Consider the following 12622-nt stretch of genomic DNA (forward strand, 5'->3'; position numbering starts at 1 on the left):
CCGCAGCGAATGGGTATCGGGCACGGTCATGCTTCCTCCGCGAGCCGCGCAAGCAGCGCTTTCAGCGCAAGCGCGCGATGGCTGTGCGTGTTCTTCACGGCCGGCTCGAGTTCGGCTGCCGTCGCGCCGAGCGACGGCAGGTAGAAATACGGGTCATAGCCGAATCCGTGTTCGCCGCGCGGCGTGTCGACGATTTCGCCGGTCCAGCGCCCTTCGGCGAACAGCGGCTCGGGATCGTCCGCGTGGCGCACGAGCGCGAGCACGCAGCAATAGTATGCGCGCCGGTCGTCGACGCCGCGCAACTGCTCGACGAGATACGCGTTGTTCGCCGCGTCGCCCTTGTCGCGGCCCGCGCGCTGCGCGTAGCGCGCCGAATAGACGCCCGGTGCGCCGCGCAGCACGCGCACGCACAGGCCCGAATCGTCGGCGATCGCCGGCAGCCCGGTGAGCCGCGACGCGTGCCGCGCCTTCGTCAGCGCGTTCTCGATGAACGTGCTGAACGGTTCTTCCGCTTCGGGCACCGCAAGGTCGCCCTGCGGGACGATCTCGATGCCGACCGTCGCGAACAGCGCGGTGAATTCGCGCAGCTTGCCGGGGTTGTTCGACGCGAGAACGATGCGCGACAGCGGCGCGATGGTGCGATCGTCAGGCATGACCGGCGCCCAGGACGTCCTTCTGCAACTGCACGAGCCCGGCGATCCCGCCCTGCGCGAGGTCGAGCAGCGCATCCATCTCGGCGCGCGAGAACGGCACGCCTTCGGCCGTGCCCTGGACTTCGACGAAGCCGCCGGCGCCCGTCATCACGACGTTCATGTCGGTATCGCAGCGCGAATCTTCCGCGTAGTCGAGATCGAGCACCGGCGCGCCTTCGTACACGCCGACCGAGATCGCGGCGACGTGGTCGGTGATTGGCGAGCGGGTGAGCTTGCCGGCCGCGATCAGCTTCGACACGGCGTCGTGCGCGGCGACGAATGCGCCGGTGATGCTCGCCGTGCGCGTGCCGCCGTCTGCCTGGATCACGTCGCAGTCGATGTGGATCGTGCGCGGGCCGAGCGCCTCGAGATCGAACACCGCGCGCAGCGCGCGGCCGATCAGGCGCTGAATTTCCTGCGTGCGGCCCGTCTGCTTGCCGCGCGCGGCTTCGCGGTCGCTGCGCGTGTGCGTCGCGCGCGGCAGCATCCCGTATTCGGCGGTCAGCCAGCCTTGCCCGCGATCGCGCAGGAATTCGGGCACGCGTTCGGCGACGCTCGCGGTGCAGAGCACCTTGGTGTCGCCGAATTCGACCAGCACGGAGCCTTCGGCATGTTTCGTGTAGTGGCGCGTGAGGGCGACCTTGCGCAGTTCGTCGGCGCGGCGGCCGCTCGGGCGGGAAAGGGAGGACGTCATGTGGGAATCGCGGAAGGAGGAAACCCCGATTTTAGCGCCGAACGGCGGGCTTGCCCGGCGGGGTGGTCCGCAAAAATGGGATAATGCGCGCTTCCCGCCCCGCGCCTTCCGATGCGCCGGGCGCCTCGACATATCCCCGCCCGCGAGGGCAACCAGACGGCGAGACGAACCATGATCTACAGCATGACGGGCTACGCGAGCGCGACGCGCGAACTCGCAACGGCCACCGGCAATGGCGGCACCAGCGTGTCGGTCGAACTGCGCACCGTGAACTCGCGCTTCCTCGACCTGAATTTCCGGATGCCGGACGACGTGCGCGCGTGCGAACCCGCGCTGCGCGAAATGCTGATGAACAAGCTGTCGCGCGGCAAGGTCGACGTGCGTATCAACCTGCAGCGCGGCGAACAGAGCATCGGCGCGGGCGCGCTGAACCAGTCGGCGCTCGGCCAGCTTGCCGATCTCGAGCGCGCCGTGCTCGACTCGTTCCCGGGCGTCGGCCGCCTGCGCGCGGGCGAGATTCTGCGCTGGCCCGGCGTGATCGCCGAAAGCGGCGTGTCGGCCGACGCGATCCGCGACGCTGTGCTCGCGTGCGGCAAGGAAGCGATCGGCGAGCTCGTCGTCGTGCGTTCGCGCGAAGGCGCGCAGCTGGCGACGATGCTGCTGTCGAACGTTGCCGAGATGGAAGCAATCGTCGCGCGCATCACGCCGCTCGTGCCGGAGTTGATCGCGAAGCATCAGCAGAAGATCGTCGAGCGTCTGCAGGAAGCGCTCGGCATCGCGGCGCCGGAAGGCAGCGCGCCGATCGTGACGCGCGAGGAAGCCGCGGAGCGCATTCGTCAGGAAGTGACGATGTACGGGATCCGGATCGACATCGCGGAAGAGCTGTCGCGCCTTACCGCGCACCTGAACGAAACGCGTCATGTGATCGAGAAGGGCGGCCGCGTCGGCAAGCGTCTCGACTTCATGATGCAGGAACTGAATCGCGAAGCGAACACGCTCGGCTCGAAGGCGGCGGCGAAGGAACTGGCCGACGCGTCGATGGCACTCAAGCTGTTGATCGAGCAGATGCGCGAGCAAGTGCAAAACCTGGAGTAAAGCAACATGATCGAATCCACCCGCGACGGCCACGCCGCGCATTCGCTGCACGGCGGCGTCTATCCCGGCAACCTGTTCATGGTCGTCGCGCCGTCGGGCGCCGGCAAGTCGACGCTCGTGAATGCGCTGCTGTCGAAGGACAGCGACATCTGCCTGTCGATCTCGTACACGACGCGCAAGCCGCGCCCGGGCGAACAGGACGGCCAGCATTACCACTTCACGTCCGTCGAGGATTTCCGTGCGCGTCACGCGGCGCACGAATTTCTCGAGAGCGCGGAAGTGCACGGCAACTACTACGGCACGTCGCGCGTCTGGATCGAAGAGCAGATGAAGAACGGCCACGACGTGCTGCTCGAGATCGACTGGCAGGGCGCGCTGCAGGTGAAGAAGCAGTTCCGCAACGCGGTCGGCATCTTCATCCTGCCGCCGTCGCTCGACGCGCTCGAAGAGCGTCTGAAGAAGCGCGGCCAGGACGAACCGAACGTGATCACGCGGCGCCTGCTGGCCGCCGGCAGCGAGATCGCGCACGCGTCGGAAGCGGAATACGTGGTGATCAACGAGAATTTCGAGCGTGCGCTCGCGGAGCTCGAATGCATCGTCGCGGCGACGCGCCTGCGCTTTGCTTCGCAGTACGCGCGACACACCGAGCTGTTCATCGAGCTCGGCATCCATCTGCCCCACGCGGAATGACGCGGGGGCAGAGGGACATAAGGTAGAATAAGGACTATATTCAGAAGGAATTACCACCATGGCTCGCATTACCGTCGAAGACTGCCTGAAGCAAATCCCGAACCGCTTCGAACTGGCGCTCGCCGCCACCTATCGCGCGCGGCAGCTCGCGCAAGGCCATACGCCGAAGATCGAAAGCCGCGACAAGCCGACCGTCGTCGCGCTGCGCGAGATCGCCGCCGGCCAGGTCGGCGTCGAGATGCTGAAGAAGGTGCCGGTGTAACGCGCATCCGGCCCGTTCCAGCCATGTAACCCACGCGCGCAACGACTCGACCTGGAGGCGAATATGAGCACCACCCCATCGTCCGCCTCCGCGGATCCGACCACCGAAGCCACGGCCCAGTCGCCTGCGCGCCAGTACATCGACGCGGTCCTCGAACAGTCCTTCCGGCATCTGTTCGGGCCGACCGCCACTCCGGAGCAGCCGCGCAAGCACGGCGTCGTTTCGATCGCGAAACTGACGACCGCGCTTGCCGAATATCTCGCCCCGGACGAAATCAAAGAGGTCAAGGCGGCGTTCCACTTCGGCGACGAAGCCCACCTCGGTCAATATCGCCAGAGCGGCGAACCCTACATCACCCATCCCGTCGCCGTCGCGGAAATCTGCGCCGGCTGGAAGCTCGACGCGCAGGCCGTGATGGCCGCGCTGCTGCACGACGTGATGGAAGACCAGGGCGTGACCAAGAACGAGCTGGCCGAACGGTTCGGCCCGAAGGTCGCCGAACTGGTCGACGGCCTGTCGAAGCTCGACAAGATGGAATTCCGCAGCCGCGAGGAAGCGCAGGCGGAGAACTTCCGCAAGATGCTGCTCGCGATGGCGCGCGACGTGCGGGTCATTCTCGTCAAGCTCGCCGATCGCCTGCACAACATGCGCACGCTCGGCGCGGTGCCGATGGAAAAGCGCCGCCGCGTCGCGCGGGAAACGCTCGACATCTATGCGCCGATCGCGCACCGGCTCGGGTTGAACAACACGTATCGCGAGCTGCAGGACATGAGCTTCGCGAACTTCAATCCGCATCGCTACGCGACGCTCGAGAAAGCCGTGAAGGCCGCGCGCGGCAATCGCCGCGAAGTGATCAGCAAGATCCTCGAGGCCGCGCAGCGCGCGATGGCCGACGCGAAGATCGATGCCGAGATCACCGGCCGCGAAAAGACCATCTACAGCGTCTACCGGAAGATGCGCGACAAGCAGTTGTCGTTCTCGCAGGTGCTCGACGTGTACGGCTTTCGCGTCGTCGTCGACAGCGCGCTCGACTGCTACACGTGCATCGGCGCGCTGCACGCGCTGTACAAGCCGGTGCCCGGCAAGTTCAAGGACTACATCGCGATCCCGAAGATCAACGGCTATCAGTCGCTGCACACGACGCTCGTCGGCCCGTTCGGCGCGCCGATCGAGTTCCAGGTGCGCACGCGCAAGATGCACGAGATCGCCGAAGCGGGGGTCGCCGCGCACTGGCTGTACAAGAACGGCAGTGCGGATCTCAGCGACGTGCAGAAGCGCGCGCACCAGTGGCTGAAGTCGTTGCTCGACATCCAGAGCGAAGCCGGCGATTCGAGCGAATTCCTCGAGCACGTGAAGATCGACCTGTTCCCGGACGCGGTCTACGTGTTTACGCCGAAGTCGAAGATCATGGCGCTGCCGCGCGGCGCGACGGCGCTCGATTTCGCCTATTCGATCCACAGCGATCTCGGCAACCAGTGCGTCGCCGTGAAGATCAACAACGAGCTGCTGCCGCTGCGTACCGAGCTGAAGAGCGGCGACATCGTCGAGGTGATCACCGCGCCGTATTCGAAACCGAACCCCGCATGGCTCGGCTTCGTGCGTACCGGCAAGGCGCGCTCGGCGATTCGTCACTACCTGAAGACGATGCGCCTGAACGAATCCGTGCAGCTCGGCGAGCGGCTCGTCGACCAGAGCCTGAAGGGCTATGGCTTCGCGCTGGCCGACGTTGCGCCGGAAGTGTGGGAGAAGCTCGTGCAGTGGACGGGCAACAAGAGCCGTCAGGAAATTTTCGCGGACATCGGCCTCGGCCGCCGCGTTGCCGCGGTGATGGCCAAGCGCATCGAGGTGCTGATGACCGGCCGCGACGCGGACGACGATCTGCCGAAGTCCGAGCGGCATCCGGCGCATCATGCGCCGCCGGTCGTGATTACCGGCACCGAAGGGATGTCCGTGCAGTTGTCGGCGTGCTGCCGGCCGATTCCGGGCGACGCGATCATGGGCTACATCGGCATCGGTCTGGGGATGGCGATTCATACGACCGATTGCCGCGTCGCGCAGCGCATCCATCGCCGCGATCCGGGCCGCTGGATCGATGTCGAGTGGGCGCCGCAGCCGGGCCGCCTGTTCGATGTCGCGGTGAAGGCGCTCGTGAAGAATACGAAGGGCATCTTTGCGCGCGTTGCCGCGGACATCACGTCGGCCGACGCGAACATCGTTCATATCGCGATGGACGAGGATCTGACGCACGAATCGACGGTGCTGCGTTTCGTGATCCAGGTCAGCGACCGCGTGCATCTCGCGAACGTGATGCGGCGCGTGCGAACCAATCCGGACGTGATGCGGATCATGCGCGAGCGCTCGACCGACGACGGCGCGCATGCGCGCCACGACGGCGGCATGCGCATCGAGCGCGAGCGGCAGGATTATTGACGCGAACCCTTGCGGGCGATCGTTCAACGGCGGCTGATGGCCGCCGTTTTCATTTGTGTTGTGGAGCGAAGGTGCGGCATTGCCGGCGCGCTTCCGAAGCGCGTCGGATGCACGGATATCGTGACGCGAGAGGGGGGGGGCAGAAAAGAAAAAGGGCTTTCCCGGAGGAAAGCCCTTTTAAGGTGGCGCGGCTGGCAGGATTCGAACCCACGACCCCTTGGTTCGTAGCCAAGTACTCTATCCAACTGAGCTACAGCCGCACGCAAAACGGTACTGCTTCAACTGTCGGAACCTTCTGCGATGGGAAGGCCCCCAAAAAAGTGGCGCGGCTGGCAGGATTCGAACCCACGACCCCTTGGTTCGTAGCCAAGTACTCTATCCAACTGAGCTACAGCCGCACGCAAAACAAAATGCTACTACTTCGAACTGAAAGGGCCTTCGGTTGGGAAGGCCCTCGAAAAGGTGGCGCGGCTGGCAGGATTCGAACCCACGACCCCTTGGTTCGTAGCCAAGTACTCTATCCAACTGAGCTACAGCCGCACGCAGAAGCGAAATTATAGCAGGGTTGTATAAAAAGGGAAGCCTTATTCGTGAATTACGCGGCACGGCCTTGGTGGGGCGTCCTTCGTGTACCCTTGGAGCATCAGTCATCCACGTGTTGAATCTGCATCATGAACAAGGCGTTTGTCAAAGAGTCGGACGGTGACGACGACGATCTCGATCAGGCTCAACCCGCAATTCCGGCGGGCGCGAAGAACTACATCACGCCGGCCGGCCACAAGCGGTTGAGGGACGAGCTGCTGAACCTGATCGACGTCGAGCGCCCCGAGGTCGTGCGGCTCGTGTCGTGGGCCGCGTCGAATGGCGACCGGTCGGAGAACGGCGATTACATCTACGGCAAGCGGCGGCTTCGCGAGATCGATCGCCGCATCCGCTTCCTGACGAAACGGCTCGATCTCGCCGAAGTCGTCGACGCAAGCCGGCAGGAGAATGTCGACCAGGTGTTCTTCGGCGCAACGGTCGATTACGAGACGCCGGACGGCGAGGACCACACGGTCACGATCGTCGGGATCGACGAGGTCGATCTCGACCACGGCTGCGTCAGCTGGATTTCGCCGGTCGCGCGTGCGCTGATCAAGGCGAAGATCGGCGATACCGTCACGCTGATGACGCCAGCCGGCCCGCAGCCGATCGACATACTCGACGTCCGTTATCCGGCACCAGGCGCCTGAGCGGCGGCCCGCGTATTCCGGCAAAGAAAAAGCGCCCCGGCGGGGCGCTTCGTCATCCGGCGTGAAGCGGATGCGCCGGTCGCTCAGAAGCGATGGCGCAGGCCGGCCGTGACCGCGATCTGCTTGTTGGTCGAAGACGCGGCGCCCAGCCCGTTGATGTTGGCGCCGAGGTCGAGGCCGTCGTTGTTGACCTTCTGGAATTCACCCTGCAGGTACACGTCGGTGCGCTTCGACAGCGCATAGTCGGCTTGCAGGTTGAACTGGTGCCAGGTCGGCTTGTCGCCGGCGAGACGGCCCTGCGTATACGTATAGGAACCGGCGAGCGACAGTGCCGGCGTCAGCGCGTAGCGGCCATTGACTTCGTAGTTGCTGAAGCGGGCGGTTCCGCCGAGGCCCGTGATGCCGCCGGATACGCCGGACTGGCCCGCGCTGATTGCGCGGATGCCGGTCAGGCGCGTCTGCGTGAACACGAAGCCGACCGTGGCGGGGCCGAACCCGTAATTCAGGCCCGCGCCCCAGGTACGTTGCACGCGGGACGCGAAGGTCCAGTCGCCCGTCACCGCGCCCGGATCGGTCGCTGCCAGCGCGAGCGAGTTAACGTCGCTGTTCAACTGCAAGTAGGCCGCGGCGAAGTTGAAGCCCAGGTAGCTGTACGACACGCCGCCGCTATACGCGCGGTTGTTCGCGAACGCCGTCGAGTTCGAGAATCCGTACAACGCACCGAACTTCAGGCCGCCGTAGTTCGCGCTCTGGTACTTGACCGAGTTGTTGATCCGGAACGAGTTGTTCAGGTTGTCGTTGTCGAACGGGTGTGCAAACTGCGTGCCGCCGTATTGCGTACCGGTCAGCGACAGCGGCCCGAGATAGTCGACGACGCTGTCGTACTGGCGACCAAGCGTCAGCGAGCCATAGCTGTTGTGCGAGAGGCCGACGAACGCTTGCCGGCCGAATTCGCGGCCGTTCTGCTTCAGCGCGCCGTTGTTGATGCCGAATCCATTTTCCAGCGTGAAGATCGCTTTCAGGCCGCCGCCGAGATCTTCGGTGCCGCGCAAGCCCCAACGGCTGCCGTTGACCGAACCGCTCGTTTCCTGCCAGGCGCTGTGACCGTGCTGATTGTTCGTATAGGTGATGCCTGCGTCGATCAGGCCGTATAGCGTCACGCTGCTTTGTGCGTGTGCTGCCGTAACGAATACACCCGACAATGCGGTGACGATCAGGGTTTTTTTCATGGATCTGTCTCCAAACAGGATGATGTCGATCGAACCTGCTGCCGGACGGGTGTGTTGTGCTTGACGCTGTGGCCGGCCCGGCAGGGCGGCGGTGCGTTTCTCAGAAAGCTATTTGCAGTGTACGGAGCGGGCGGAGCAGGCGAGATGCGTGCTTTAAGCAATAATGTATTTTGGAATCCGCAAAGATCGGAAAATGCGCGCAAACGATTGTCCGTCAAGGGTTTGCGGCGGTGCGGCGAAAGAAATTAGCGGTCAGGAGTACGTAGCGGGCGTTGCGTGGACGCGACAGACGATCAGCAGCAGGCGGTGGCAGCCGTGGCGCGATTATTGACGCATCGGCAATAGAGGTTTGTGTGGAGCATGGCTAATGAAAGGTTGTTCTCTCGCTATACTGCGATCTCTGCTTTCCGAAGCAGACTTTTTCGTTGACGGAAAAGATCTCCAAACCTTTGTCGGCGCGACTTCCCAGTCGCGCTTTTTTTTTTGCCCCGCTTACCGTGCGCTATTGCGCGTACGTGCGCCGCTTGCGCTTGCGTGGCGGTGCAGCTTCCTCGGTTTCGGTTTGCGGTGGCGTGTAGGTCCAGTCTTCCATCACGTAGTGACGGGCATCCAGCGGCGATGCGAGCAGGTTCTGCCAGTGATCGCCGTGCCAGGTCGTATCGAACTCGGTGTCGCACGGCGCTTCACGACCGGACTCGGCCAGGGCGCGGGACTTGCGGCGTACGCGTCCGAGCCGGCTCGCGAAGCGCTTGATTCCGTCCAGCCACATGACCCTCTCCTTCCTTTCGGCGTTACACCAGCATCGCAATGTCCCCGGATTTCCGCAACCCGGAAAAAACCCGAGGATTTTACCGAGCCGGTTTGTCCCCGGTAGGATTTTCATGGCCAAGATTATTGATGATCCGATCCCGGTAATATTGACAGGTTTTTGATGAGAATCAATTAATTAAAGGCGGCGGTGTACCGATTCCAGTGGTATTAGCGCTTTTTTGATAAAGAGGTCGCTAAAAATTTTCTTGACGCACCCGGATTGTCCAATTTATAAAGTCAGCACTCCGTCCTCGGGCGGCGTGCTGGTGCGGGTGCTGGCGCAATGTTTCGGGATTTCGGAAAACGGCTATAAAAATAGCTTTTTTGATCTAATCGAGTGGGGAACGAAGACATGGATACCGGTATCGTGAAATGGTTTAACGATGCTAAAGGTTTTGGCTTTATTACGTCGGACAATGGTGGTGAAGATTTGTTTGCTCACTTTTCCGAAATCAAGATGGACGGTTTCAAGACGCTGAAGGAAAACCAGCGTGTTTCGTTCGACGTGAAAGTCGGGCCGAAAGGCAAGCAGGCAGCGAATATCCAGGCGGTCTGACGCGCCTCGCATTGCCGATCACGTCCGGCCCCCGCATCGCGGGGGCTTTTCGTTTTCCGGGGGCGGATCGTTGCCGTCCGCGCTGGCCGCGAACACGCATGCCGGTGCATACTCACGGAAGCATCGTTTCCGTGTCTTTTCATGTCCGATTCCCGCCTGCCCGATCCCGCCAGCGAACAACCGCTCGTCTTCGTCGACCTTGAAACCACCGGTGGTTCGTCCGCCGAGCATCGCATCACCGAAATCGGCGTGGTCGAAATCGGCCCGCTCGGCGTGTCGACGTGGACGACGCTCGTCAATCCGGGCCAGTCGATTCCGCCGTTCATCCAGCAACTGACGGGCATCTCGGACGAGATGGTGCGCGATGCGCCGTCATTCGCGTCGCTCGCGCCGGCGCTGTTCGAGCGGCTCGACGGCAAGCTGTTCGTCGCGCACAACGCGAGTTTCGACCGCGGATTCCTGCGCGCCGAATTCGAGCGCGCCGGCTTCGCATTCAATCCCGATGTGCTGTGTACGGTACGGCTGTCACGCGCGCTGTTCCCGCGCGAGTCGCGGCACGGGCTCGACGCGTTGATCGAACGGCATGGCCTCGTTCCGGCTGCGCGCCACCGGGCGCTCGCGGATGCCGACCTGCTCTGGCAGTTCTGGCGCCAGTTGCACGACATCGTGCCGCTCGAGCGGCTGCGCGACCAGATCGCGCGCACGACGCGCCACTTCCGTCTGGCCGGCGATCTGACCGAAGCCTGGCTCGACACCGCGCCGGCCGGGTGCGGCGCGTACGCGCTGTTCGGGGAGGGTGGCGAAGCGCTGTATGTCGGCCGCAGCGTGCGCGTGCGGCAGCGGCTGCGCGCGCTGCTGACCGGTGAGCGGCGCTCGTCGAAGGAAATGCGGCTCGCGCAGCAGGTGCGGCGCGTCGAGTGGCGCGAGACCGGTAATGAACTGGGCGCGATGCTGGCCGAAGCGCAATGGATCGCCCGGCTGCGTCCGTCGTACAACCGGCGTCCCGCGGCCGATACGGCCCGTGCGGGCGGTGCGCCCTGGCCGTTCGAGGGCGCCGTTGCGTTCGAGGCGAACGGCGAGCGCCGCCTGTTTCATGTGATCGACGGCTGGCGCTACCTCGGTTCGGCGGAATCGCTCGACGCGGCCGCGCGGCTCGTGGCCGACGCGGCGGACAGCACGTTCGAACCCTTCACCCATCGCCTGCTGCAGACGCATCTCGCGCGCGGGCTCCAACTGATTCCGCTCGCTGCGCTCACGCCGGCGGGTTGAGTGCAGCGGCGCGATTCGCGCCCGCCGCACCTGTCGCGTCAGCCGATCGCGCTTGCGCCGCCGGCCGAGCAAACGTGCGACAGCGCAGTGTCGAGCGCTTGCGACTGCGTCGAGTCATAGCGCGTGAGCGTCTTCCAGTTCGCGATGCTGCGCGCAAGCCGCGCCTGGCAATCGGGCGCATCGCGCAGCGGCGCAACCTGCGCGAGGCCCGCGAGCATTTTCTGCGTCAGCCGGTCGAGCGCCGGGCGCGTGCTGGTCGCGAGATCGGGCGGCGTGCCCTCGGGCGGCCGCGTCGCGCGCCAGGTCGAGAACAGCGCGTTCTGCACGTCCTTGCTCGCGGCGATCTGATCCTCGAAGAACGTCCGCGCGAACGCAGGATCGACGCCGGCCTGTGCCGCGCGCTTTTCGACCGAGGCAAGCAGCGCCGCTTCGCGCGGCTGGTCTTCGATCGCCTTGTGATTCGCCCATTTCCATCGCGCGACCGGTTCGGCAAGCGCGAGGCGCTGTGACGCGAGCGCGACGACGTTGGTGAGGGCGGTATCGTCGCCGTCTGCGCTGGCGATGCGCGGCGACGAAATGAGGGCGACGCCGAGCGCGGCGACAGCGACGCTGGCACGAATGGCTTGCTTCATTGGAATGATCGGGAGAGCCGGGCAGGCCGGACGTGGAAAACCAGAAGAATAGACGAAGACAGTCGCGCGGCGTAGCGACGCGACAGGAGAATCAGCAGGCGAGCTGATCCAGCACCGTCAGGCTGTTGCGGCCCGGGTGCGAGGCGAATTGCGCGCGATGCGCAGTGATGTACCGCACGATAGCGATGATCGACACGTGGCGGTTACAGAACCGAACAGGCGTTCACTTCGGCGAGTACAGCTTGTGCTGCTCGTCGAAGAATGCCCGAACGTGCTCGGGCAATTCGGCGAGGAATTCCACGCCGACGGGTTCCGGATCCGGGCTCATCACTTGCTCGGGCGGTGGCATGCGAGTTGGTCTTTCGTCCATGGTCGTTTCTCCAGCAGGTTCGATAATTATCAACCTCGTGCTTGGATTTATGCCAGAGGCGAATCGTTAGATTTTGTCTCTGTTGTATTAACGGCACATGCGCTGCGATGCGAAGTGCGATGCAGTGTGATGCCGACTATTGCACTCCGCGCAATCGGCAACAATCGGGCCGCTTGTTATACTTGCGCGCACTTTTTTCTGGACCGCGATGAAACGAACGACGCGATGGATCGGCCTCGTATGGCTGGCGCTGGTACTGAACGTACTGTCGCCTGTCGTCGGCTATGCGCGTCTTGCGTCGAGCGGCTCCGGCGCGCTCACGCTCGAGTTGTGCAGTGCAGCGGGCGCCCGCCAGGTCGTGCTCGCGCAGTCGGGCGACGAGCGCGACACGTCATCGTTCGACCATGCCGGCGTGCCGCACTGCGTGTACTGCCCGGGTTTCGCGGCGAACGTCGCGCTCGGCACGAGCCTGCCCGCGATGCCGGGCTTCGTGCGGACGTTTGCCTACCGCGCGGTTGCGCCGGTCGTTCCCGATTTCCCCCGCAAGGGCATCCGGCTTGCGCAGCCGCGCGCCCCGCCTGAAAACGCCCCGATCTGATTGATGTCGTCCGCGCGCCCTGGTGGCGCGCGTGCCGCCCGCGTTCGAGTCCGCGCGCCGCGC

At 64.3% G+C, this 12622-nt stretch carries 14 protein-coding genes and 3 tRNA genes; 8 read left to right on the top strand and 9 right to left on the bottom strand.

The features are described from left to right. Positions 1-26: 26 nt before the first annotated feature. Both rdgB and rph read right to left on the bottom strand, forming a co-directional pair. Positions 27-653, bottom strand: coding sequence for an RdgB/HAM1 family non-canonical purine NTP pyrophosphatase (gene rdgB, locus R9B84_RS04930; protein ID WP_423759427.1), 627 nt, complete (start codon positions 651-653; stop codon positions 27-29). After that, complete coding sequence (rph, locus tag R9B84_RS04935) at positions 646-1386, bottom strand: ribonuclease PH (RefSeq protein WP_423759428.1); 741 nt, start codon at positions 1384-1386, stop codon at positions 646-648. The genes rdgB and rph overlap by 8 nt, the downstream gene beginning before the upstream one ends. A 171-nt stretch (positions 1387-1557) precedes the next feature. Here rph and R9B84_RS04940 point away from each other — a divergent pair, with 171 nt between their 5' ends. The 4 genes from R9B84_RS04940 (at position 1558) to R9B84_RS04955 (ending at position 5863) form a co-directional block, all read left to right on the top strand. Further along, on the top strand, positions 1558-2481 hold the full coding sequence (locus R9B84_RS04940; protein WP_034182984.1) for a YicC/YloC family endoribonuclease: 924 nt from the start codon (positions 1558-1560) through the stop codon (positions 2479-2481). Positions 2482-2487: 6 nt separating this feature from the next. Further along, on the top strand, positions 2488-3171 hold the full coding sequence (gmk, locus tag R9B84_RS04945) for a guanylate kinase (protein WP_047900075.1): 684 nt from the start codon (positions 2488-2490) through the stop codon (positions 3169-3171). A 58-nt stretch (positions 3172-3229) separates the two neighbouring features. Continuing rightward, on the top strand, positions 3230-3433 hold the full coding sequence (gene rpoZ, locus R9B84_RS04950; protein ID WP_006025620.1) for a DNA-directed RNA polymerase subunit omega: 204 nt from the start codon (positions 3230-3232) through the stop codon (positions 3431-3433). 63 nt (positions 3434-3496) lie between these two features. Further along, positions 3497-5863 carry a RelA/SpoT family protein gene (locus R9B84_RS04955; RefSeq protein WP_423759429.1) on the top strand — a complete coding sequence of 789 codons (2367 nt, stop codon included), beginning with the start codon at positions 3497-3499 and terminating at the stop codon, positions 5861-5863. Positions 5864-6046: 183 nt separating this feature from the next. Here R9B84_RS04955 and R9B84_RS04960 read toward each other — a convergent pair. The 3 genes from R9B84_RS04960 to R9B84_RS04970 all read right to left on the bottom strand — a co-directional run bounded on the left by R9B84_RS04960 (position 6047) and on the right by R9B84_RS04970 (position 6403). Beyond that, positions 6047-6123: transfer RNA gene (locus tag R9B84_RS04960), tRNA-Arg, on the bottom strand. A 61-nt stretch (positions 6124-6184) separates the two neighbouring features. Then, positions 6185-6261 (bottom strand) — tRNA-Arg (locus R9B84_RS04965). Positions 6262-6326: 65 nt separating this feature from the next. After that, a tRNA-Arg gene (locus R9B84_RS04970) sits at positions 6327-6403 on the bottom strand. A gap of 131 nt (positions 6404-6534) precedes the next feature. Between R9B84_RS04970 and greB the strand changes: the two genes are divergently transcribed. Next, a complete protein-coding gene (greB, locus tag R9B84_RS04975) occupies positions 6535-7095 on the top strand; it encodes a transcription elongation factor GreB (RefSeq protein ID WP_034182987.1) in 561 nt (186 codons plus the stop codon). A gap of 83 nt (positions 7096-7178) precedes the next feature. On the opposite strand, the gene R9B84_RS04980 is transcribed toward greB, so the two are convergent. Both R9B84_RS04980 and R9B84_RS04985 read right to left on the bottom strand, forming a co-directional pair. Next, the gene (locus R9B84_RS04980) at positions 7179-8324 is read right to left on the bottom strand and encodes a porin (RefSeq protein WP_047900078.1); all 1146 of its coding nucleotides are present in this window, start codon (positions 8322-8324) and stop codon (positions 7179-7181) included. A gap of 502 nt (positions 8325-8826) precedes the next feature. Next, positions 8827-9093 carry a hypothetical protein gene (locus tag R9B84_RS04985; RefSeq protein ID WP_423759430.1) on the bottom strand — a complete coding sequence of 89 codons (267 nt, stop codon included), beginning with the start codon at positions 9091-9093 and terminating at the stop codon, positions 8827-8829. 393 nt (positions 9094-9486) lie between these two features. On the opposite strand from R9B84_RS04985, the gene R9B84_RS04990 reads away from it, so the two are divergent. Both R9B84_RS04990 and R9B84_RS04995 read left to right on the top strand, forming a co-directional pair. After that, positions 9487-9690, top strand: coding sequence for a cold-shock protein (locus R9B84_RS04990; protein ID WP_011351289.1), 204 nt, complete (start codon positions 9487-9489; stop codon positions 9688-9690). Between the two features lie 141 nt (positions 9691-9831). Beyond that, positions 9832-10959, top strand: coding sequence for an exonuclease domain-containing protein (locus R9B84_RS04995; RefSeq protein ID WP_423759431.1), 1128 nt, complete (start codon positions 9832-9834; stop codon positions 10957-10959). Positions 10960-10997: 38 nt separating this feature from the next. On the opposite strand, the gene R9B84_RS05000 is transcribed toward R9B84_RS04995, so the two are convergent. Together R9B84_RS05000 and R9B84_RS05005 are read right to left on the bottom strand one after the other, a co-directional pair. Next, entirely contained in the window at positions 10998-11591 is a 594-nt protein-coding gene (locus R9B84_RS05000) for a chorismate mutase (protein WP_423759432.1), read from the bottom strand. A 223-nt stretch (positions 11592-11814) separates the two neighbouring features. Further along, positions 11815-11961: a hypothetical protein gene (locus R9B84_RS05005; protein WP_009690993.1), complete on the bottom strand. Its 147-nt coding sequence runs from the start codon at positions 11959-11961 to the stop codon at positions 11815-11817. Between the two features lie 208 nt (positions 11962-12169). Here R9B84_RS05005 and R9B84_RS05010 point away from each other — a divergent pair, with 208 nt between their 5' ends. Then, the gene (locus R9B84_RS05010; RefSeq protein ID WP_047900082.1) at positions 12170-12559 is read left to right on the top strand and encodes a DUF2946 domain-containing protein; all 390 of its coding nucleotides are present in this window, start codon (positions 12170-12172) and stop codon (positions 12557-12559) included. Positions 12560-12622: the final 63 nt, after the last annotated feature.

It is taken from the genome of Burkholderia sp. NLJ2, from assembly GCF_049487195.1.
Taxonomy (GTDB): Bacteria; Pseudomonadota; Gammaproteobacteria; order Burkholderiales; family Burkholderiaceae; genus Burkholderia; species Burkholderia pyrrocinia.

Bases quoted from the DNA above. Each gene is read 5' to 3' on its own strand.
- rdgB (WP_423759427.1), bottom strand. From the start codon at position 653: ATGCCTGACGATCGCACCATCGCGCCGCTGTCGCGCATCGTTCTCGCG.
- rph (WP_423759428.1), bottom strand. From the start codon at position 1,386: ATGACGTCCTCCCTTTCCCGCCCGAGCGGCCGCCGCGCCGACGAACTG.
- R9B84_RS04940 (WP_034182984.1), top strand. From the start codon at position 1,558: ATGATCTACAGCATGACGGGCTACGCGAGCGCGACGCGCGAACTCGCA.
- gmk (WP_047900075.1), top strand. From the start codon at position 2,488: ATGATCGAATCCACCCGCGACGGCCACGCCGCGCATTCGCTGCACGGC.
- rpoZ (WP_006025620.1), top strand. From the start codon at position 3,230: ATGGCTCGCATTACCGTCGAAGACTGCCTGAAGCAAATCCCGAACCGC.
- R9B84_RS04955 (WP_423759429.1), top strand. From the start codon at position 3,497: ATGAGCACCACCCCATCGTCCGCCTCCGCGGATCCGACCACCGAAGCC.
- greB (WP_034182987.1), top strand. From the start codon at position 6,535: ATGAACAAGGCGTTTGTCAAAGAGTCGGACGGTGACGACGACGATCTC.
- R9B84_RS04980 (WP_047900078.1), bottom strand. From the start codon at position 8,324: ATGAAAAAAACCCTGATCGTCACCGCATTGTCGGGTGTATTCGTTACG.
- R9B84_RS04985 (WP_423759430.1), bottom strand. From the start codon at position 9,093: ATGTGGCTGGACGGAATCAAGCGCTTCGCGAGCCGGCTCGGACGCGTA.
- R9B84_RS04990 (WP_011351289.1), top strand. From the start codon at position 9,487: ATGGATACCGGTATCGTGAAATGGTTTAACGATGCTAAAGGTTTTGGC.
- R9B84_RS04995 (WP_423759431.1), top strand. From the start codon at position 9,832: ATGTCCGATTCCCGCCTGCCCGATCCCGCCAGCGAACAACCGCTCGTC.
- R9B84_RS05000 (WP_423759432.1), bottom strand. From the start codon at position 11,591: ATGAAGCAAGCCATTCGTGCCAGCGTCGCTGTCGCCGCGCTCGGCGTC.
- R9B84_RS05005 (WP_009690993.1), bottom strand. From the start codon at position 11,961: ATGGACGAAAGACCAACTCGCATGCCACCGCCCGAGCAAGTGATGAGC.
- R9B84_RS05010 (WP_047900082.1), top strand. From the start codon at position 12,170: ATGAAACGAACGACGCGATGGATCGGCCTCGTATGGCTGGCGCTGGTA.